Origin of the sequence: Rhizobium laguerreae, from assembly GCF_019778565.1 — a bacterium.
Taxonomy (GTDB): domain Bacteria; phylum Pseudomonadota; class Alphaproteobacteria; order Rhizobiales; family Rhizobiaceae; genus Rhizobium; species Rhizobium laguerreae.
This window is the reverse complement of the sequence record NZ_JAAXQT010000010.1, coordinates 131042-151759: the sequence shown is the minus strand read 5'-3', so window position 1 is coordinate 151759 and position 20718 is coordinate 131042. Positions and strand designations below refer to the sequence as shown.

Annotated in this window: 23 protein-coding genes; 10 read left to right on the top strand and 13 right to left on the bottom strand. The window is 59.3% G+C overall.

Annotated elements, in window-relative coordinates:
- Window positions 1-85: 85 nt before the first annotated feature.
- Window positions 86-916: an MBL fold metallo-hydrolase gene (locus HFO71_RS27520; protein WP_077979932.1), complete on the bottom strand. Its 831-nt coding sequence runs from the start codon at window positions 914-916 to the stop codon at window positions 86-88.
- Between the two features lie 509 nt (window positions 917-1425).
- Between HFO71_RS27520 and HFO71_RS27515 the strand changes: the two genes are divergently transcribed.
- A complete protein-coding gene (locus HFO71_RS27515) occupies window positions 1426-2094 on the top strand; it encodes a GntR family transcriptional regulator (RefSeq protein WP_221988663.1) in 669 nt (222 codons plus the stop codon).
- Between the two features lie 71 nt (window positions 2095-2165).
- The gene (locus HFO71_RS27510; protein ID WP_077979929.1) at window positions 2166-2840 is read left to right on the top strand and encodes a GntR family transcriptional regulator; all 675 of its coding nucleotides are present in this window, start codon (window positions 2166-2168) and stop codon (window positions 2838-2840) included.
- Window positions 2841-3041: 201 nt separating this feature from the next.
- Here HFO71_RS27510 and HFO71_RS27505 read toward each other — a convergent pair whose 3' ends face one another.
- From HFO71_RS27505 to HFO71_RS27460, 10 genes are all read right to left on the bottom strand, one after another.
- Window positions 3042-3353, bottom strand: coding sequence for a hypothetical protein (locus HFO71_RS27505; protein WP_077979928.1), 312 nt, complete (start codon window positions 3351-3353; stop codon window positions 3042-3044).
- Window positions 3354-3386: 33 nt separating this feature from the next.
- The gene (gene ccoS / locus HFO71_RS27500) at window positions 3387-3545 is read right to left on the bottom strand and encodes a cbb3-type cytochrome oxidase assembly protein CcoS (protein ID WP_028740460.1); all 159 of its coding nucleotides are present in this window, start codon (window positions 3543-3545) and stop codon (window positions 3387-3389) included.
- Window positions 3546-5810 (bottom strand): heavy metal translocating P-type ATPase, encoded by a 2265-nt coding sequence (locus tag HFO71_RS27495; protein WP_077979927.1) that lies wholly within the window; start codon window positions 5808-5810, stop codon window positions 3546-3548. It lies immediately after the preceding gene.
- A gap of 13 nt (window positions 5811-5823) precedes the next feature.
- Window positions 5824-6630, bottom strand: a complete 807-nt coding sequence (locus HFO71_RS27490; protein WP_077979926.1) for a DUF2189 domain-containing protein — start codon at window positions 6628-6630, stop codon at window positions 5824-5826.
- An 18-nt stretch (window positions 6631-6648) separates the two neighbouring features.
- Window positions 6649-6840, bottom strand: coding sequence for a hypothetical protein (locus HFO71_RS27485; RefSeq protein WP_221988661.1), 192 nt, complete (start codon window positions 6838-6840; stop codon window positions 6649-6651).
- Window positions 6840-7718 carry a cytochrome-c oxidase, cbb3-type subunit III gene (ccoP, locus tag HFO71_RS27480; protein WP_077979925.1) on the bottom strand — a complete coding sequence of 293 codons (879 nt, stop codon included), beginning with the start codon at window positions 7716-7718 and terminating at the stop codon, window positions 6840-6842. Before ccoP ends, HFO71_RS27485 begins: the two co-directional genes overlap by 1 nt.
- Window positions 7709-7879: a cbb3-type cytochrome c oxidase subunit 3 gene (locus HFO71_RS27475; protein ID WP_077979924.1), complete on the bottom strand. Its 171-nt coding sequence runs from the start codon at window positions 7877-7879 to the stop codon at window positions 7709-7711. The genes ccoP and HFO71_RS27475 overlap by 10 nt, the downstream gene beginning before the upstream one ends.
- A gap of 18 nt (window positions 7880-7897) precedes the next feature.
- Window positions 7898-8650: a cytochrome-c oxidase, cbb3-type subunit II gene (gene ccoO / locus HFO71_RS27470; RefSeq protein WP_077979923.1), complete on the bottom strand. Its 753-nt coding sequence runs from the start codon at window positions 8648-8650 to the stop codon at window positions 7898-7900.
- Window positions 8651-8653: 3 nt separating this feature from the next.
- Complete coding sequence (ccoN, locus tag HFO71_RS27465; protein ID WP_077979922.1) at window positions 8654-10297, bottom strand: cytochrome-c oxidase, cbb3-type subunit I; 1644 nt, start codon at window positions 10295-10297, stop codon at window positions 8654-8656.
- 227 nt (window positions 10298-10524) lie between these two features.
- The gene (locus HFO71_RS27460; RefSeq protein WP_132613681.1) at window positions 10525-12420 is read right to left on the bottom strand and encodes a bifunctional sugar phosphate isomerase/epimerase/4-hydroxyphenylpyruvate dioxygenase family protein; all 1896 of its coding nucleotides are present in this window, start codon (window positions 12418-12420) and stop codon (window positions 10525-10527) included.
- A 248-nt stretch (window positions 12421-12668) separates the two neighbouring features.
- Here HFO71_RS27460 and HFO71_RS27455 point away from each other — a divergent pair, with 248 nt between their 5' ends.
- The 7 genes from HFO71_RS27455 (at window position 12669) to HFO71_RS27425 (ending at window position 18167) form a co-directional block, all read left to right on the top strand.
- Window positions 12669-13499, top strand: a complete 831-nt coding sequence (locus HFO71_RS27455) for a transporter substrate-binding domain-containing protein (RefSeq protein WP_003548449.1) — start codon at window positions 12669-12671, stop codon at window positions 13497-13499.
- Between the two features lie 110 nt (window positions 13500-13609).
- On the top strand, window positions 13610-14053 hold the full coding sequence (locus tag HFO71_RS27450) for a type II 3-dehydroquinate dehydratase (protein WP_025397736.1): 444 nt from the start codon (window positions 13610-13612) through the stop codon (window positions 14051-14053).
- Between the two features lie 29 nt (window positions 14054-14082).
- A complete protein-coding gene (locus HFO71_RS27445) occupies window positions 14083-14751 on the top strand; it encodes an amino acid ABC transporter permease (protein ID WP_221988660.1) in 669 nt (222 codons plus the stop codon).
- Window positions 14752-14761: 10 nt separating this feature from the next.
- Entirely contained in the window at window positions 14762-15403 is a 642-nt protein-coding gene (locus HFO71_RS27440) for an amino acid ABC transporter permease (RefSeq protein WP_077979919.1), read from the top strand.
- Window positions 15404-15456: 53 nt separating this feature from the next.
- Complete coding sequence (locus HFO71_RS27435; protein ID WP_077979918.1) at window positions 15457-16221, top strand: amino acid ABC transporter ATP-binding protein; 765 nt, start codon at window positions 15457-15459, stop codon at window positions 16219-16221.
- A gap of 43 nt (window positions 16222-16264) precedes the next feature.
- Complete coding sequence (locus tag HFO71_RS27430) at window positions 16265-17332, top strand: Gfo/Idh/MocA family protein (protein ID WP_077979917.1); 1068 nt, start codon at window positions 16265-16267, stop codon at window positions 17330-17332.
- A gap of 4 nt (window positions 17333-17336) precedes the next feature.
- Entirely contained in the window at window positions 17337-18167 is an 831-nt protein-coding gene (locus tag HFO71_RS27425) for a shikimate dehydrogenase family protein (RefSeq protein ID WP_077979916.1), read from the top strand.
- A 56-nt stretch (window positions 18168-18223) separates the two neighbouring features.
- Here the strand turns inward: HFO71_RS27425 and HFO71_RS27420 are convergent, their stop codons facing one another.
- On the bottom strand, window positions 18224-18991 hold the full coding sequence (locus HFO71_RS27420) for an SDR family oxidoreductase (RefSeq protein WP_077979915.1): 768 nt from the start codon (window positions 18989-18991) through the stop codon (window positions 18224-18226).
- 135 nt (window positions 18992-19126) lie between these two features.
- Between HFO71_RS27420 and HFO71_RS27415 the strand changes: the two genes are divergently transcribed.
- Window positions 19127-19516 carry a helix-turn-helix domain-containing protein gene (locus HFO71_RS27415; protein WP_221988659.1) on the top strand — a complete coding sequence of 130 codons (390 nt, stop codon included), beginning with the start codon at window positions 19127-19129 and terminating at the stop codon, window positions 19514-19516.
- Here HFO71_RS27415 and HFO71_RS27410 read toward each other — a convergent pair.
- Entirely contained in the window at window positions 19513-20559 is a 1047-nt protein-coding gene (locus tag HFO71_RS27410) for a 3-carboxy-cis,cis-muconate cycloisomerase (RefSeq protein ID WP_077979913.1), read from the bottom strand. The two genes, HFO71_RS27415 and HFO71_RS27410, sit on opposite strands and share 4 nt — an antisense overlap.
- Window positions 20560-20718: the final 159 nt, after the last annotated feature.

Below are 20718 nucleotides of genomic sequence, written 5' to 3'. Positions count from 1 at the left end.
CAAGCCTGCTCAGTCCGATCGATAGGCTCTCTGCCGAAGAGCTTCGGACTGCACAAGACGAAGGCGGGCGGCCTTCAGCGGCTTGCTAGATCACCACGACCTGATTGTCGCGCGCGGCAAAAGATTCGGGGAAGGCGACCTGGGCCTGCGCTTCCATCTGCGCCAGCTGCTCGTCCGTCCGGGAAGGGGCGTGGTGAAAGAGCGCGAAGCGCTTGGCGCCTGCCATCTTCGCAAGCTCGGTGCCATGCTGCCAGGTCGAATGGCCGAAGCCCTTGAAACGCTGCATCTCGTCTTCATTGTAGGTGCAATCGTAGACGACGAGATCAGCGTCCTGCATCATCTCGAGCGCGACCGGATCGTAGGAGCCGGGTGTGTGTTCTATATCGTAGATAAGAGCGATCGAACGGCCCTGCCATTCAATGCGGTAACCAATCGCCCCACCTGGATGGTTCAGCATGAAGGTCTTGATCTCGATGCCCGGGCGCGGGTTCAGCACCTGACCGGCATGAAAATCGCTGAAATTCATCGTCGCCTGACAGATATCTGTCTTGACCGGAAACCAGGGCGGGCTGATGAACTGCTCGACCATTTCCCGGGTGCTCATCTTGCCATCGAGATGGCCGGACCAGATGTTGACGTTGATCGACGGATAATAGATTGCCTTGAAGAAAGGCAGGCCGATGATGTGATCGTAATGGCAGTGGCTGAAAAACAGGTCGACGTCGCTGACGCTGTCGGCGAGCATCGACAGCCCGGCCTCGCGCAGGCCGGAGCCTGCGTCGAAGATCATCCGATGTTCTCCGCAGCGAATCTCGATGCAGGAGGTGTTACCGCCGTAGCGATCGAACTCGGGACCTGACACGGGAATACTGCCGCGGACGCCCCAAAATTTTACCTGAAACAGTTCTGTCGTCATCGTTCTTCAAACCGGCCTTCCCGCATCGCCATCGTAGTCATAGTTCGTCTCTATGCGAAGCAGCAGAATTCCACGGGTTTGTCTGTTCCCCTTTGTATTCTCCCAACCGCTAGCGGAAGAAGAAGTAGATTTTCCTAAGCAATCGGCTTTCGGCTCGGAAAGCAAGCCAGTATGGTTGGTTTTCGGTAAACGCGCTGCTGAGGGTGGGGACATTTTCCCGTAAGTCATGCCTATAAGATGGTTGCGCGCGATTGAAAAAACAATTGTCGCCAAGTTTAGCCGAAAGTCGAATTCAAAGAGCAGCACGAAAACTGGCGCCAAAGGGTCAGTCGCTCGCAAGCATGGGGCACGTTTATTGTGTTCAGGCCCTGCCGACCCGACCCTCCGCGTTCTCTGGGAAAACCCGCATCATCTGAGGAAAATGGAGTTCCCATCCTGCGAATGTTTCCTTGATTGAGAATGCCAGAAAGCGATATATCAGACGATACAGGAAATATAAGAGAATCGCCATGTTGCAGCCGGCTATCAACGAGACCATTGCCGAGAGCAGCTACAGGCGCATTCGGGCCGACATCATTTTTGGCCGGCTGGCTCCCGCACAAAAATTGAAGCTGGAAAGCCTGAAGGAGGCCTACGAGACCAGCATCAGCACACTTCGGGAAGTGCTGAACCGGCTGTCTTCCGAGGGACTTGTCCTCGCGGAGGGGCAGAAAGGTTTCGAAGTGTCCCCCGTGTCGGTTTCAGACCTCAAGGAGACGGCGGCGCTGAGGCTTCTGCTGGAAACACATGCGCTGGAGCAGTCCTTCGTGCATGGAGATGTGGAGTGGGAGGCACCGCTGGTCTCGGCGCATTACAAATTGGCGCGGATGGAACAGGTGATGGCCTCCGGCGACACCAGCCGGGCCGAGGACTGGAAGCGCTACGACTGGGAGTTCCATCAAGCACTGATATCCGCCTGCGGGTCGAAATTGCTGATGGAGACGCATTCGGTGATCTTCGACAGATATCTCAGATATCAGATGGTTGCCTTGTCCTATCGAGGCGATGTCGCGGCCAATGAACATCAGCAGCTTTTGGATGCGGCATTGCGACGTGACGCAGAGACGGCCAAGCGGGTGCTTGTCCTGCATATTCAAGGCGGGGTCGAACATGCGCTGGCGAGAGGGACGCTGAAATAGAAATGATCCCGACGTTTTTCTCGAGCTTTAGGTCCACCACATAAATTGCATTTCGGCGAACCAGGAAAGCCATGCTCAAGCAAGTCCACGATCCGGCTGAAACAGTAAGCGATGTCGTCTTCCGGCAGATCCGCGAGGATATCATATCGGGGACATTGCCGCCGGGGGCCAAGATCAAGCTGGAGCAGGCAAAGGAGCGTTACTCCATCGGCATTTCATCGCTGCGCGAAATCCTGAGCCGCCTGACCACGGAAAACCTCGTCGTCGCCGAGGGGCAGCGTGGTTTCGAAGTCAGCCCCGCTTCGCGCCGCGAACTCCTCGAACTCGCCGACCTCCGGATCGTTCTGGAAACACATGCGATCGGCCTTGCCTTCGCTGCCGGAAATCTCGAATGGGAAGGGCGCATCGTCGCCGCCCATCACAGGCTGGCTGCCGCTGAACGCAAGCTTCTCGCGGGCGACGTCTCGCGGACCGTTGACTGGGTCCGATACGACTGGGAGTTCCATCAGGCGATCGTCTCGGCCTGCAATTCAGCGACGCTGATGGCGACATTGTCGTCCGTCTTCGACCGCTTTCTCCGCTACCATATGCTGGCCGAAAGTTTTCGCGGCAAGCCCGTCGTCGATGACCACAGGCTTTTGTTTGAGCTTTCCATCCGGCGCGACGTCGCTGGTGCGACCGACGTCGTCAGACGGCACGTTCAAAGCGGCGTCGAACATGTGCTGAAGAGCGGCCGCATTCTCTGATTCTCTAGGGTTAGGACCTATAATCTGGGATCAACTGCCAAGAGCTATCGTTTTCGGACTAGGCCTCGAACGGCAACCTCCGCCATATGAGATTTAGATCAAGGTCTCAAAACCGTGGCACCCGCACCACGCATTTGCCTCGGTCAAAGAAACCCTTCTTCAATTCCGACTCACTCGTACCGCACAAACGGGTTGACCTCTTTAGCTCTTGTGATCCCAGCGCGCGGGTATCGTCACTCCCCTGATTACCCCGAAAATAGCTCCAAACATTCCGCCAACGACGATCCCTGCAGAGCCGCCCGCCAACGCCGCAATGAGGCAGTAGGCGATCCAGGAGCCAACACTGGATGCATCGGCCAGGAACAACGTGCAAACGACGCCGAGTGCTCCGCCAAGGATGCCCAAGACAATGGCAACCCCCGTCACAGCCTCTGATGGGTCAATGTTACGGATGCGTGACGCTTGGGCGGCATGATGTTCAACCGGCGGAGACTGACTATCCGTGTCTTCCATTCGACCCTCCTTCAAAGCATTTACGATCGATCTTCAGCCGCCTAGAGGCTTGTCGTCCTTTTCGGACAATATCCTTTCTGCCGCGCCATCCAGATCTTCGTACTGACCGTTGCGCAGGGACCAAAGGAAGGCGCCAAGCCCGGCGATGCCCATGAACAGAGCTATGGGTATCAGAAACGACAATGCGCTCATTTATCCCACTCCCGACCAGTTTATCCGCCGCATTTCCCGCTCTGGTGGCGTGCCGCCGATCTCAAGCCTCATCGCATTCGCGACGACCAGTATGGACGATGTCGACATCGCTATCGCGGCGATGAGCGGGCTGGCATAGCCCAACAGCGCGAGAGGAATGCTGCACGCATTGTAGACAATAGCCAAAGCGAAATTTTGGCGGATCAGCACGGCCGCACGACCCGCCGTCGTCAGCGCGACCTTTATTCCGTCCATGTCTCCGTTGAGCAGGATGAAATCGGCGGCGCTGCGACCGATGTCGCTTCCTGACGCCGGAGCCATGGAAACATGCGCGGTCTTCAGCGCGACCGCGTCGTTTATTCCGTCACCAATCATCATCACCTTGCAACCGACACTGCGCAACGCCTCGATCGCCTCGGCCTTGTCCTTGGGGAGGACTGCTGCTTTTACCGAGTCGATGCCGACTTCCCGTGCCACTGCAAGAGCCGCTTCGGGGACATCGCCCGTCAGCATTTCGACGGCGATGCCGCGGCTCTTCAAGAACTGCACCGCCATCGCCGACCCGGCACGAACCTTCTCTCCAAAAACGAAAGAGGCGAGGATTTCTCCCTGTCGCGTCAGGACGACAGTAGAAGCTGCGGCAGTCAGGTCATCTGCATTGTCGCTCGCCGCCCATGCCGCTCGCCCAAGTCGATAAACTTCCCCTCGGAAAGACGCCTCGAGACCGTTGCCGGGTATTTCCCTGACGTCATCAAGCGCGAGGGCCTCCCACTCACGCCGTGAGGCGTAATTCGCGATCGCTCTCGACATCGGATGGCTCGAAAACCGCGACAGCGACGCAGCCAGTGAAAATTCCAGTGGTCCGGTCCAGTTCCCGGTCAACAGCGTCGGCTCGTATTGCGTCAGCGTACCGGTCTTGTCGAAAACGACGGTGTCGATTTCCGCCAGCCGTTCCAATGCCGATCCGTCCCGTGCCACGATACCCCAGATGAACAATCTGCGTGCTGCAACGACCTGAACCATCGGAACCGCCAACCCCAGCGCACATGGGCAGGCAATGATCAAGACCGAAATCGAAATCGTCAGGGAGAGGTGGATGTCCTGTGTCACCGCAAACCACGAAAGGAATGTCAGCACCGACAGTCCGTGGATAACGGGGGCATAGAGACGCGCGGCCCTGTCGGCGAGTATCCGGTATTCAGACCGGCCGTCCTCGACGGCTTCCAACATCCTATGCAGCTCGGCGACGGTCGAATCTCCCGGTGCGGCGGTGGCTTCGACGGTCAGGGGATGGCCGACGTTCAAATCTCCCGCGCGAACCTGTCCGCCCGGTCCAACCGTCTCCCAACGGCTCTCACCCGTCAGCAATGAACGGTCAAGTTCCGACTGGCCGGAGAGAATCGTCCCGTCGGCTGGAATTCTATCGCCGGCTGCAATCAGAGTGCGGGTTCCGGGCGCGATTTCGTTCAGCGGAACATACTCGATCCGTCCGTCCGCGCGTATCACATTCGAGCCTTTCGGCATCATCTCGGCCAGCGCCGTCGCCGCCGAGTGTGCCTTCCTTCGCATCAGATGATCCAGCGTGCGTCCGACGAGCAAAACGAAGAGTAGCGAGGTACTGGCCTCGAAGTAGGCTTGCCGTCCTTCGGCGAACGTGTCGTATACGCTGAGACCGAACGAGAGCAGCACGCCGATGCTGACCGGCACATCCATGTTGGCCCGACCGTGCACGAGCGCCCGCCACGCCGACCGGTAGAATGTCGCCCCGGAGTAGATCACGGCCGGTAGTGCGAGCGCGGCCGACATCAGGTGGAGCGTCTGACGTGTTGCCGGGTCCGCACCCGCCCAGACCGATACCGACAGCACCATGATGTTCATTGAGCAAAAGCCGGCGACTGCCAGCGCGCGCAGCAGGCCTGACACCTCACCGTCCGGTTGATCGCGGCCTTCCGCCGGCAAGACGGCCGTGTAACCGATCGTTCCGATCAGAGCGGCAAAATCGGGTGGCGAACCATTTTCCGCTTGCCAATGGATGGTTACACGCTTTGCCGTGAGATTGGCGCGCGCCATGTGAACTTCGGGGTGCTTGCCAAGAGTCGATTCCAGAAGTGCCATGCATGAACCGCATCGCATGTCCGGAACGGACAACGTGATCTGCCTAAGACCATTGCCCAAATCCCTGCTTGCCAACGCGATCTCGTCCACACCCGGCCTTCTTGATCCGGGCTCGTGGAGCGACAACGCAATGGACGCACAGCAGGTCATTGTCCGTTCCTCGCTACCTCATTGCCTTATAGGCATGCCATGTGGCGTGGCCGAGCAAAGGAAAAACGACGATCAGTCCGACAAGTCCCGTCAGCAGGCTGGCGAGAAAGAGGGCGAGGACGATCGCACCCCAGACCATTGAGGGTCCCATGTTGTTCCAGACCATGACAACGCTAACGCCCATCGCCGTGAAGGCGTCTATGCGCTCATCCAGAAGCATCGGGATTGAGAACACCCCGATTGCAAAAGCGAATCCAGCGAACAATGCGCCCACACACAAGCCGACGATCAGCATGCCCCAGCCCGAGGGGGTGGTGACCAATAGCCTTGCTACGCCATCAAGGCCGGGGAACGGATTAACGCCGAAAAAGAGCGCGTAGATAATAACCGCCGCCCTCATCCAGAGCAGCATCACCATGCACAGCAGCATCCCCGTGAAAAACACCTGCCCTCCAGCTCTCGGCCGGACGAATAACATCTCACGAAACGTGGTGCGTTCCCCGTTCGCCAAACTCCTGCTCTTGACATAGAGCCCTGCGGCAAAGAGCGGGGCGACGATCAATATGCCCGCCAATGCGGGAAAGAGAAGATAGTCGCTATCGAGCCGAAACAGCATCACGGTGGCCATCAGCGCGAGTAAGAACACCACGAACCCATAGGCCAGACTTGGCCAGGGTTGCCGGATCAAGTCCTGCCAGCCTTGGCCAAGCCAACCGAGAGGAGCGCCGAGGGGCAGATGCCGCTGCCACTCGGGATTCATCGTCTCCTGTATCCCCGATACCTCGCTCCGATATCGGCCGGAAGTGTCGTCCTGCGGCATCTGATCCTCCTCGTGCGTTCAGCAAGCAGAAGCGGCGGCCCTGAATTGGTTGGGCTGCTGCCCTTTTTCCTTGATATGCTCGATGCAGGCGGGCTGGGTGGCGATCGCCATGTAAACAAAATGGGCGTTAGCGCCGACAACGATCGCCCCGGTCAGCCCGATCAGCAGCCACTTGAAAGCGCGTGGTATAGGTCTCTTCGCTTCGGGCATCACTGTTGACCCCCACCCAGCTTGTTCACATAAAGCGCGAGTATCTTTATCTCAGCGGGACTGAGGCGTTCGTCCCAGGTGGGCATATGTCCCTGCCGTCCGCCATGGATCGACTGGACGATCCGTTCGATGCCCCCGCCGTAAATCCAGCGGCCATCGGTCAGGTTCGGCGCACCCACATCCTGTTTGCCTTTGGCGTCTTCGCCGTGGCATGCCACGCAGCTAGCCATGAACACCTCGCGGCCCGCAGCTATCTGGCTGGCGTCTGCGGCCTCGGTGGACGTATTGCTCAACGAATAGACATAGGCGGCGACGTCGCTCACCTGTTTTCGGTTGAGCATTTCGTCTGTTCCGAACGCAGGCATCTGGGACACGCGGCTTTGCGAGTGCGTCGTATTGACCCCCACCGTCATGGTCTGGACGATCTTTTCTGGTCCTCCACCCCAAAGCCAGTCGTCATCGGTAAGATCGGGGAAATCTCGTCCGCCCTTGCCGTCCCTTCCATGACAGGCGGCGCAGTTGTCTCCGAACAACTGGTGGCCGCTGGAGGCCACCTTCGCCATCAGCTTTTCGTCGGCACGGATCTCATCGAAGGAACTGGTCTCGATCTTCTCGATCCAGGGCGCGCGCGAAGCATCGGCTTCTATGATCTTTCGCTCTACCGCCTGCTTTTGACCCGTCCCGATCAGGCCCCTCGTATACGTGCTTCCAAGCGGCCAGGTCGGATACAGTATCCACCAGAGAGCGGCGAACAGGTGCGTGATGATGAGGAAGAGCAGAACCCCGCGCGGTACAGGAGTATCGAGCTCCTTGATGCCGTTCCACATGTGTCCCGTCGTCTTCCGGCCTGTTACGGGATCGACTTCCTCTATCGCCATGGGGTGTCGTCCTTATCGAATATGTCCGTTTCCGCCCGATCGAAACGCGCCTTGTTGGAAGGCCAGAAGGTGTAGATGATCACCCCGATCGAAAACAGGATGAGATAGAACAAGCCCCAAACCTTGGACAGTTCCAACATGGTTTCGTGGCTAACATCCATCTCAAATCCCCTGAGGAATCAATTGTTGGGGTTCGGCATCTGCTCCGGTGCCGCAGTGTTCTGGTAGGCAGCTTTCGTGAGGCGGCCAAGCACCTGCAGATAGGCGACCATGGCGTCCATTTCCGTCACTCTGGTTTTTACACCGTCAAACGCAGAGACCTGCGTGTCTTGCCCATAACGTTCCGTGACGCCTGAGGATTGCTCGCTGTCTGGATTGGCTTGGCCGAAGGCATCGGCAGGCGCGTTTGCGACCATGTCGTCCGTATAGGGCACGCCCACGGTTCTCAGCGCCGCCACTTGGTCGCGCAGATCGGCAAGATCGAGTGGGGTTGTCGCCAACCATTGATAGGACGGCATGTTGGATTCCGGGACGACCTCGCGAGGGTTGATCAAATGGGCCACGTGCCAGAGATCGGAATACTTTCCGCCGATGCGCGCCAGATCGGGACCCGTGCGCTTTGAACCCCACAACATGGGATGGTCATACTTGGATTCGACCGCAAGAGAATAAGGACCGTATCGCTCGACCTCGTCCCGCAGCGTTCTGATCATCTGGCTGTGGCAGGCGTAACACCCTTCTCGGACATAGATGTTCCGGCCCGCCGCCTCGAGAGGTGTATACACTCTCATGTCCGGGGCGTCCTCGACCGTCTCGTGGATCGTGAACAACGGGGCGATCTCGACGAGCCCGCCGACGCTACCCGCTACAACGATAGCCAGCATAAACCCGACGGCCGTCCGTTCCAGTCTTCCATGCAGAGGTTCGCTCATCTCTCACTCCGCCGGCGCATTTTCGAGAAGGCCCGAAGTCAGGGGCGCGTCGTGAACTGCTCTCACGGCGGGAGCCGTTCGGACGGTCATCCAGATATTGAAGCTCGCCACGATCGCCCCAAGGAGGAAAAGCAGCCCTCCGAAAGCGCGTGCGATGTAGTAGGGATACATCGCCAGCAGACTGTCGACGAATGAATAGACTAAGGTGTTGTCGGCTGAATATGTGCGCCACATCAAGCCCTGGATGATGCCGGAATTCCACATGGCGAAGACGTAGATGAGCGTGCCTGCAAGCGCCAACCAGAAGTGGACTTCGACCAGGGCTGCAGAATACATCCTTTCGCGCTTCCAGATCGATGGAACGAGTGTGTAGAACGCCCCGAACGTTATCATGGCGACCCAGCCCAGCGCACCGGCATGAACGTGTCCAACCGTCCAATCGGTATAATGAGACAGTGAGTTGACGGGTCTGATTGCCATGAAAGACCCTTCGAATGTTGACAGACCGTAGAAGAACGCCGCCATCATGATGAAGCGAAGAGTGGCGTCGTCACGAACGCGATGCCAAGCCCCGTTCAACGTGAGCAACGCGTTCCCGGCCGACGCCCACGACGGAACGAGCAGCATGACCGAGAACGTCATTCCAAGGTTTTGCACCCAGATAGGCAGCGCGGTGTAATGGAGATGGTGGGACCCCGCCCACATGTAGAAGAAGGTGATCCCCCAGAAGCTGAGAATGGACAATCGATAGGAAAAAATCGGCCGCTCAGCGCGGATCGGCAGATAATAGTAGAGCATCCCAAGGAAGCCCGACGTCAGAAAAAACGCCACGGCGTTGTGCCCATACCACCACTGGACCATCGCATCCTGTACACCGGGCCAGACCGTGTAGCTTTTGGCGTGTCCGAACGATACCGGCACTGCCAGGTTGTTGACGATATGGAGGATCGCCACAACGATGATGAAGGCGAGATAATACCAGTTGGCCACGTAGATGTGCGGTTCCTTGCGCCGCGCCAAGGTGCGTACGAAGAGCGCGAAATAGGCGATCCAAACGATCACGAGCCAGAGGTCGGCATACCATTCCGCTTCAGCGTATTCCTTGGACTGGGTAACGCCCATGAAATACCCGCTGACCGCGATCAGACAGAAAAGGTTGAAGCCGAAGATCACGAACCACGGCGAGAGTTGATCGGCCAGCCTTGCGCGCGATGTTCGCTGAACGACATGAAATGATGTTGCGATCAAGGCGTTTCCACCGAAGCCGAAGATCACCCCTGTCGTATGAGCGGGCCGTATACGGCCGAAGCTCGACCACGCCGTATCGAAATTCAGGCTCGGCCAGGCAAGCTGTGCGGCTGCCCAGACGCCGATAAACATGCCAAAGACCGCCCACGCCAGTGTGAGGGCCACGCCGACCTTGATTGGATCGTCATAGTAGCTGGAAAAGCGCGAAGCATCCGGTTCTTCGCTGAAAGCCGAAGTCAGGATGTAGCAGAACAACGTGCCGCAATATACGAGGACGATAGCGCCGTGTATGCCGATGGGATCAAAGCGGCCAGCGGCCGCCATCATGACACCGACAATCATCAAAGCGATAAGTATGGCTGCCGCGGACCCCCGCTCTCCGCTCGTGAGCTGTCCCATCGTTCCATCCCCCGGCTGTGCCGATGATGGTGCTCCACAAAGCGTTGAAAGGCAAATCCGTTCTACGCGCGAAGATAGACTAGATCGTCCAGCGAGGCTCTGGATCACGTTTTATGCGAAATAACTTAGTCTGGCCCCAACTCGTTGATCAAGCCAGAAGATGACGGCTGCTACGATGCAGATTGCCGAGAAAGAGGTGTGAGCACTTCGGCCGTAAAACCAGGACCTCAAAAGGCGTCTTTCGGGATTCCCTCCGGTCGCATCTGTTTCTTCAGAGAGGCGATCCGGAAAATTGCGTTCGGCGCGCCGTAGCCGCGGTAACCCTGACGCTCGACGATCTCGAAAAAGAAACCCTCTCCATAGGTTCCGCTATAGAGCTGAAAATATTCACCATGCTCGTCCCGGTCATAGAGGATGTTTTCCGCTTTCAGCCGCTCGGTCAGAGCCGGATCGAGGCCGAAGCGTGCTTCGACGTCGTCGTAGTAGTTCGGCGAAATGTGCAGCGATCTGAAACCGCAAGCACGAAGGTTTTTGGCGGTTGCAAAGATGTCCTCGGTCAAAAATGCCAGATGCTGTATGCCGGCCCCGAATTTCTCGGCGATGAAATGTCCCGCCAGGGTGCGGCGATTCTCGGCGCCGTTCATGGTAATGCGCAGCGTCCCGGTGTCGTTCTCGACGACTTGACTGCGCACCACCCCGGCCGGGTCGATGATATCGACCATCGGGGTCTTCCGCGTTTCGAAAATGGACGTGTAGAACAGAAGCCATGTGAGCATCTCATCGTAGCCGACCGTCTGGGCGACGTGATCGATGCGCAAAAGGCCTGCAGACGGCGCGGCGCTGTCATCGGTGACCGGCTGAAAGTCGATTTCGGAGAAGCGACCCAATGCACTCTTGTCGTCGATGAGATAGACGATCCCGCCGCCCACGCCCCGAATGGCGGGCAGCTCGAGCTCACCGTCCGCGACAGGCTGGGTGAATGGCTCGGCATCCAAGGCGAGCGCGCGCTCATAGGCCTTTGCCGCATCGTCGACGATCAGGGCCATGGCATAGGCAAAAGTACCGTGAACGGCGTAGGCGGCGTTCGCGAATCCTGCCTGATCGACATTGACGAGGATCCGGATCTCGCCCTGTTCGAAGAGGGAGACCTTTTTCGTGCGGTGGGTTGCCGTCCTTTTGAATCCGAGGGTGCGCAGCAATGCAACCAGCTCGACTTCATCCTGTTCGTCCGTGGCGAACTCGACGAAGCCGACGCCCTTGACGGAAGGCCTTTCCGGCATCGCCGCTCCGGTCATGCTTCCGATGCCGAGATGGCGTCGTACCTGGTCGCCGAGATAGAGCAGCGAGCGGTGGCCGTCGGCAGCGATCGCACGCGACAAACCGCCTCGGAACTGGTCGTTGAAGATCTCCAGGGAGAAATAGCCGTCATAACCTGTCGCCGCGACGGCTTCGGTGAACGCCGTGACGGGAAGGTCGCCTTCACCCGGCATATTTCGGAAGTGGCGGCTCCAGTAGAGCAGGTCCATGTCGATATCAGGGGCATCGGCAAGCTGGACGATGAAGATTTTCTCTTTGGGAATCGAGCGGATGGAATTGACGTCGATTTTGCGCGACAAGGTGTGGAAGCTGTCGAGGATAAGACCGACATTCGGATGATCGGCGCGACGGACGATCTCCCAGGCGTCGCGGTGGTCGCTGATATGGCGGCCCCAGGCAAGCGCCTCGTAGCCTACCCTCAGTCCACGCTTGGCGGCACGCTCGCCAAGTTCATGAAAGTCCGCCGCCGCCCGGTCGATGCCGCCGATGGCGGCCGGCGAGACGTTGGAGCAGACGAGCACCAGATCCGTTCCAAGCTGCTGCATGACGTCGAACTTCCGTTCCGCGCGGTCAAACGTGCGGCTTCGCAGCGGCTCCGGCATGCCTTCGAAATCGCGAAATGGCTGAAACAAGGTGATCTCCAGGCCATGGTCGCGGACGAGTTTTCCGACATCCGTCGGGCTTCCGTCGAAGGCAAGGAAATCATTTTCGAAGATCTCGACGCCGTCGAAGCCCGCTTCGGCGATGGCCTCGAGCTTCTCGGGAAGTTCGCCGCTGATCGTTACAGTCGCAATCGAGGTCCTCATGTCAAAGCCCTTCCGATATCCGTGCGAGATTAAACGAACGCCGAGCACCACGATGCGTCCCGGAAAATCGCTCGCTACTATTATGGCAAATGTCGTGAGGAATTCAAATAGCGTGTCTTATTATAAATTCTCATATGATTTTGAAAAACTCTGTTGATTTGAGCGCTCCTCTCTGGCAATCATTCCTCTCACAGTCAAAAGGTGAGGTGGCTGTCCGGTCGAGTGACCGCCAAAGGAGGAGGAATCACATGTTCAAATCTATGCTGACGCGCCGAAACGCGATGCTCGGAGCCGCGGCCCTGGTGGCTGCCGTCACCCTGGCGCAACCGGCCGCCGCCATCACGCCCGATGAAATCAAGGCCCGCGGCAAGATCATCGTCGGAATTCAGGGTGACAACCCGCCTTGGGGCTTTGTGACCAGCAGCGGCAAACAGGACGGCCTCGACGCCGACATCGCAACGCTGTTTGCCAAGGAACTGGGTGTTTCGGTCGAGTTCGTGCCGCTTGAAGTCAACAATCGCATTCCCGCACTGACGGCCGGCCGTGTCGACGTTCTGTTCGCAACGATGGCGATGCTGCCGGATCGTGCAAAGGCCGTGCAGTTCAGCAAGCCCTATGTTGCCAATGCCATTGTTCTGATTGGTCCAAAATCGGCTGAAATCAAGACGAATGCCGACATGGCCAAATTCACGGTCGGCGTCGCCAAGGGGGCTGCCCAGGACACGCAGGTCACAAAGAACGCACCGGCGGGCACGACCATCCGGCGCTATGATGGAGATGCCCCGAGCGTCCAGGCGCTGGTGTCCGGCCAGGTCGAGACGCTGGGCGGCAACATCTTCTACATGGACCGGGTGGAGAAGGCCCGTCCGGGCGAATTCGAAAACAAGCTTGAGTTCCAGAAGCTCTACAACGGCGCTTGCACGCGTCTCGGCGAAAAGGAAATCAATGCGGCGCTCAACACCTTCATCGACAAGATCAAGGCCAACGGCGAACTCAAGGCAGTCTACGACAAGTGGATGAAGGTTCCGGTCCCGGAATTCCCGGAAACGCTGGAAGGCATTCCGTTCGCGGCGAACTGAAAGCTCATAAATCGAGCATTTAGTCGAGGAGGTGGGCATCCCTGGTGATGCCCGCCAACGCTACCATCATGTTTCGAGACCGGCTTCGGCCCGCATCCAGGAGCGCGATCATGAACAAACCAATTTTTGTGCTCAACGGGCCGAACCTCAATCTTCTCGGTCAGCGCGAGCCGGCGATCTATGGCACCACGACGCTGGCCGACGTCAGGAAACGGTGCGTGACCAAGGCAAAAGCCCTGGGATTCGACGTCGAATTTCGCCAGACCAATTTCGAGGGCGAACTGGTCGAGAGCGTGCACCAGGCCCGGACTGACGCCTGTGGCATCATCATCAACCCTGCCGGCTACACGTTCACATCAATCGCTCTTCTCGATGCGCTGAAAATGTTCGACCCGCCGAAGATCGAGCTGCATATTTCCAATGTTCATGCGCGCGAGAGCATCTACCACAATTCGCTGATCTCACGCGTTGCCACGGCTATCATGATCGGTTTTGGAGCCGACGGCTACGAACTCGCCGTCCAGGCGATGGCTGGAATGGTCAAGCGGGACTGAACTCGGGAAGTCGGATCAGAAGGATCGCCATGAATTATAAGTTGGATTTCACCCCGGTCATAGATGGCCTGCCGAGCCTTCTGCTCGGCTGCCTCGGGACATTCTTGCTTGCCATTTGTGGGATGCTGCTGGCGATCATCATCGGAATTGGCGGCGTTGCGCTCCGCGACTCCGCCCTGAAGCCGGCGCGATGGCTGGTCATCGCCTTCGTCGAGTTGATCCGCAACACGCCGTTTCTGGTCCAGATCTTCTTCATCTACTTCGCGCTTCCGCTCGCGGGCATCAGGCTGGATCCGACACCGACGGCGATTATCTCGCTCGGCATCAACGGCGGCGCCTACGCGATTGAAATCATTCGCGGCGGCGTCCAGTCGATCCCGAAGGGGCAGATGGAGGCCGGTCTGGCGCTTGGTCTGCACAAGGCTCAGGTTTTCCGGCTGATCATCCTCAAGCCGGCATTGCGGGCGATCTATCCGTCTTTGACCAGCCAGTTCGTCCTGTTGACGCTCACCACCAGCATCGCATCGGCAATTTCGGCCTATGAGCTGACCTCCGTTTCCCAGCGCATCGAGTCGGAGAGCTTTCGCAGCTTCGAGGTCTACTTCACGGTCACCGTTTTCTATTTCGTGATCTCCTGGCTGATGATGCGCATCTTCGCGCTGTTTTCGGCGCGCTACTTCAAATATCCGGTCAAGTAGGAGGAATTCCATGGGTCACGAAGAATTCGTCTTCCTCCTGATCGGCCTGAAATGGACCGTGCTCCTGTCTGCCGTCGGCTTTGTCTGCGGTGGCATTGCAGGGCTCGGCGTCGCCCTTGCCCGTGCCTCGGGCCTGCCGCTGCTGGAACGCGTCACGGCCGGCTACATCGCCGTCTTCCAGGGAACGCCTCTGCTGATGCAGCTTTTCGTCGTTTATTACGGCCTTGCTTTGGTCGGGCTGATGCTCGACGCCTGGGTGGCCGTTGCCATCGGACTGACACTGCACGCCAGCGCCTATCTCGGCGAGATCTGGCGCGGATCGATCGAAGCGGTTCCGCGCGGCCAGACGGAAGCGGCAAAGGCTCTCAGCCTCCGTTACGTCTCACGCATGAAGGATGTCATCCTGCCGCAGGCGCTGCGCATCTCGCTGCCCGCCACGATCGGTTTCCTGGTGCAGTTGATCAAAGGCACCTCGCTTGCATCGATCGTCGGCTTCACCGAGCTGACGCGAGCCGGCAACATCATCTCCAACCAGATCTTCCAACCGCTGACGGTCTTCGGCATCGTCGGCATTCTCTATTTCGTGATGTGCTGCCCACTGACGATTCTTGGCGCCCGCCTCGAACGAAAGTTTGCCGCCTCCGCGCGCTGATCCGCATCCCTCGTCCTCGACGCTGTCCAGCCCGCCAATATGGAGTTCTACCGATGACCAGTCCCAGTCCCGCTCAAGGCGGGCAAACCATGATCACCATGGAGCGGGTGGAGAAGTGGTATGGTGCTTTTCAAGCCCTGCACGACATCAACATATCGGTTCGCAGCGGCGAGAGGATCGTCTTGTGCGGGCCTTCCGGCAGCGGCAAGTCGACGCTCATTCGCTGCATCAACCATCTCGAGACCTACGAGAAAGGTGAAATCCGCGTCGGCGGAATTCTTCTCGGCAATCAGGCCAAGACCATCGATGCGATCCGTCGCGAAGTCGGCATGGTCTTCCAGCAGTTCAATCTGTTTCCGCATCTGACCGTACTGCAGAACTGCATGCTGGCGCCGATGAAGGCAGTCGGCGTCGGCAAGGCGGAGGCCGAGGAAAGGGCACGCGGGCTGCTCGAGCGGGTCAAGATCCTCGAGCAGGCCGACAAATATCCGGTGCAGCTTTCGGGCGGCCAGCAGCAGCGTGTCGCCATCGCCCGCGCGCTTTGCATGCGGCCGAAAGTCATGCTGTTCGATGAGCCGACGTCGGCGCTTGATCCGGAGATGGTCAAGGAGGTGCTGGATACGATGATCGCGCTGGCCGATGAGGGCATGACGATGATCTGCGTCACGCACGAGATGGGCTTTGCCCGCCAGGTCGCCGATCGGGTGATCTTCATGGCCAGCGGCGCGATCGTCGAGGAAGCCCGGCCGGCCGAGTTCTTCACAAACCCACAGCATGAGCGAACGAGGAAATTCCTCGGAGAAATCCTGCGGAAGTAAGGGTCTCAAGGTCGATGCGTCTGGCAAATTATGGGAGCCTGCAATGAAGTCGCTAGAGATTGCAGTCATGGGAGCCGGCCTCATCGGCAGGCGCCACGTCGAGCGCATCATGTCCGAGCCGGGAACGGTTCTCTCGGCGGTCATCGATCCTTCCGCCGCCGGTCGCGACTTCGCCGAGACTGTCGGCGCCCGATGGTACCGAAGCTTCTTAGACATCCGCGTCCAGGACAGGCCTGACGGCGTGATCGTCGCAACGCCGAACCAGCTTCACGTCGAGAACGGAATGGAGATCGTCGCTGCCGGCATCCCCGCTCTGATCGAGAAACCGATCGCCGACGATGTCGATGCTGCTGCAGCACTGGTTGCCGCCGGCGAGAAGGCAGGCATCCCACTGCTGGTCGGCCATCACAGGCGCCACAATCCGATGATCCAGGCGGTCAAGCAGATCGTCGACGGCGGAAGGCTTGGCCAGATCGTCACGGTGCACGGCACCTTCTGGGTCGCCAAGCCCGACGACTATTTCGACATCCCCTGGCGGCGCGAAGCGGGCGCCGGCCCGGTCTTCGTCAACCTGATCCACGATGTCGATCTCTTCCGATATCTCTTCGGTGAGGTCGAAGCCGTCCATGCGATGGAATCGCACGCCGTGCGGAACCATGCCGTCGAGGATACGGCCGTCGTCACGCTGCGTTTTGCAAGCGGGGTGCTTGCCACCCTCAACGGCAGCGATGCCGTGGCCGCGCCCTGGAGCTGGGAGGCGACCACCGGGGAGAACCCTGCTTTTCCCCGTTACGATCAATTCTGCTACCAGATCGGCGGCACCAAGGGTTCGCTCGGAATTCCCGATCCGACGCTTTGGACAAGTTCCTCGAGGCCGGATTGGCTCGAGGCGCTTGCTCAGGAGCGCGTGCCTTACCAAACAGCCGATCCCCTTTGCGTTCAGCTCAGACATTTTTGCGACGTCATTCGTGGCGATGCCACGTCTTTGGTGAGTGGCCGGGAGGGCCTCGCCACGCTCAGGGTCGTCGAGGCGATCAAAAGATCGGCGCGCTGGGGACAGATGATCCACCTCGCGGACGCCAGCGCCTCTTCCGATCCCCAGAAAGCCTGACCACATGATCACCGGGACGACCAAACTCATCGCGCACCTCGGCTATCCGACGGAGTCGTTCAAGGCGCCGCTGATCTACAATCCGTACTTCGAGAAGAACGGAATTGATGCCGTCGTCGTGCCGATGGGCTGCAGGCCGGAGGACTATCCGGCGTTTTTGAAACTTCTGTTCCGGCTATCCAATATCCACGGCGCTCTGATCACGATGCCGCACAAGATTTCGACGATGGCGCTGCTCGACGAAACGTCGACCAACGCGAAAGTCGCCGGCTCGTGCAATGCGGTCCGTCTCGGTTCGGACGGCAGGCTGATCGGTGACATGTTCGATGGCGAGGGCTTCGTTCGCGGCGTGTTGCGCAAGGGTAAAAAGGTTGAAGGAGCCCATGCGCTCATCGCCGGTGCCGGCGGGGTCGGCTCGGCGATCGCGGCGTCCTTGGCGCAGGCAGGCGTGGAGCATCTCGCCATCTTCGACGCCAACCAGACGACCGCCACCGCGCTGCTGGACAGGCTGAGGAAGTATTATCCACAGCTTGACGTGACGGTCGGCTCCGCTGATCCTGAAGGTTTCGACATCGTCGTCAACGCGACACCTCTCGGCATGCGACGGGGTGACCCGTTGCCGATCGATATCGACCGCATCTCGCCATCGACCTTCGTCGGCGAAGTCGTGCTGACGAGGGAGATAACCCCTTTTCTCGAGGCCGTGCGGGCGCGCGGCTGTGCATTTCAGGTTGGGACGGACATGTTGTTCGAACAGATCCCCGCCTATCTCGAATTCTTCGAATTCCCGACGACGACGGCCGACAATCTGCGTGCCATCGCCAAACTCGGATGATGCAAATTCAGAGCATGATGCCGAAAGTGTGAGCGGTTTTCGGACGACATCCGGTTCTAGAGCGAGGCGGTGATGCCGCCATCGACCGTCAGCATATGGCCGTTGACGAAGGAAGAAGCATCCGAGGCGAGGAAGACGGCGGCGCCGACGAGCTCCTTGACCTCGCCCCAGCGGCCGGCCGGCGTGCGGGTTTCCAGCCAGGCGGAAAACTTCGGATCGTCGACAAGCGCCTGGTTGAGCGGCGTGCGGAAGTAGCCGGGCGCGATCGCATTGACCTGCAGGCCATATTTCGCCCAGTCGGTCGCCATGCCGCGCGTCAGGTTCTTCACCGCGCCCTTTGTCGCGGTATAGGGCGCGATGCCGGGACGGGCGAGTTCGGCCTGGACGGAGGCAATGTTGATGATCTTGCCGCGGCCGCGAGCAATCATCGCCTGGGCGACCGGCTGGCTGACATAGAACAGGCTGGAGACATTGGTCTTGAAGATCTCGTCCCATTTGTCGACCGGAAAGTTCTCCAGTGGTGTGCGGAACTGCATGCCGGCATTGTTGACGAGAATGTCGATCGGGCCGATCTCCGCCTCGATATAGGCGATGGCGGTGCGGCTCGCCTCCGCATCGGTGACGTCGAAGGCGGCACTGACGGCGTGGCGATGGCTGCGACGGATATCTTCGGCTGCCGCCTCCGCCTTCTGCGCGTTGCGGCCGTTGATGATGATCGAAGCGCCATGCTCGGCAAGCCCGACCGCCATTGCGCGGCCGATGCCCTGACTGGAGCCGGTAACGAGGGCGCGGCGGCCGGAGAGATCAAAGAGGGGGAAGGTCAAGAGGCTGCTCTCATCTTAGGAGGTCAACTTGAAAAACATAGCACCGGGTGCTACTTCCAGGCATGGTGGAACGCTTTCAAAAACCGGCTGGTTACCAAGGCGGGTCGCAAAGCGCGAATATCGGATTCCGAATTATTGAAAGCTATCAGGCAGGTCGCGGAAGGCAAGGCCGATGATCTAGGCGGCGTCTGGAGATCGAACATGGCAAAAAGCATTCAGTACAAGAGCGATGCGTTCGAGGCGATTCACACGCCCGCGAAGGCTATGCATGAAATAGGAACCATCGACAAGGAAACGATGCGCTCCTTCGATGATAGCTGCCTGGTTTCGCCGCGCGCGCTTGGTCCCGAGGCCATCAAGGCACTGCGGGAAAGCAATCACGTCAGCCAGCCGGTTTTCGCCCGATATCTCAATACCAGCCTATCCACCGTGCAGAAGTGGGAAAGTGGCGCCAAGCGGCCGAGCGGGATAGCGCTGAAGCTGCTCTCGATCGTGCGAAAGCACGGGCTTCAGGTTCTGAACTAGGCCTTTCCAAGTCTCCTGATATTTCTTATCAGCTCCCCGGCGAGCCGCAGGCTGGCGGCGGTCGCCATCGTCATTTGCGGCAGCAGCAGCCATTCGAGCGTCCAGGCTGCACCCGAGCGTTCCTGTTCGTGCACGAGGGACTGGTGGACGCCAGATAGAAGAGTGGCGTTGAAGCGCGCGAGCGAGATGAGGACCTCGGCGGAAACGGGGTTTTGCTTGTGCGCCATCGCCGACGAGGTGCCGCCGCCCGATATTTCTATTTCATCGCCGGCCTGGGCAAGCAGCGCGATATCCTGCCCCATCTTGCCGAGACTGCCCGATATCGATGCGAACAGGCCGGCGATGTCGGCGATCGGCAGACGCCCGCTTTGCCATTGCGGTGCATCGGTGAGGCCGAGTTCCTGGGCGAGCGAGGCCCGGATGGCTGCTGCCTGCGACCCGAGCTTGTCCAGCGTGCCGGCCGCACCCCCGAACTGGACGGGAAAACTCTGCTCGGTCAGGCGGTCGCGATAGGTCGTCAACGGTGCATGCCACGCGCGGAGGCGATCGGAGACGGTGATCGGGATCGCCGCCTGCATGCGGGTGTGACCCATCAGCTTGTTCCGGCCGAACTGGCCGTCGAGCGCATCGAGCCCCGCGGCGATGGTGGAAAGCCGGCCGGCAAACAAGAAGACGACGGCCTTCAGGCGGATCATCAGGCTGGTATCGATGACATCCTGGCTGGTCGCGCCGAAATGCAGGCTTTTTGCCGCTTCCTCGCCGGCATCAGCGCGCAGCTGCTTGATGAGGTCGGGAACGACGACACCGTCCCTTGCTGTTGCCGACCGAAGACTGGAGACATCGGGTGAGAAGGCAGCGCAAGTTTCAGCGATGCGCCTTGCGGCTTCGGCAGGAATGAGGCCATGAGCGGCTTCGGCCCTGGCGAGCGCGGCCTCAAAGGAGAGCATCGCCCGTATATCCGCCTCTGCGGAGAAATAGGGCGCGATTTCGTCGTCGCCGAGCAGGCCGGAAAGGAAGGGGTGATCGAAGGGCAATGCGGTCATGATCGTCTCGGTTCGTGGTGGTGGCCCCCTCATCCGGCTGCCGCCACTTTCCAGCGGGGAGAAGGGACCCGAGGCGGCGTCCGCGCTTTATGGGCAGGTGATCTCGTGGCACGTCCCCTCCCGCCGTGGGAGAGGGTAGGGTGAGCGGGAGGCTACTTG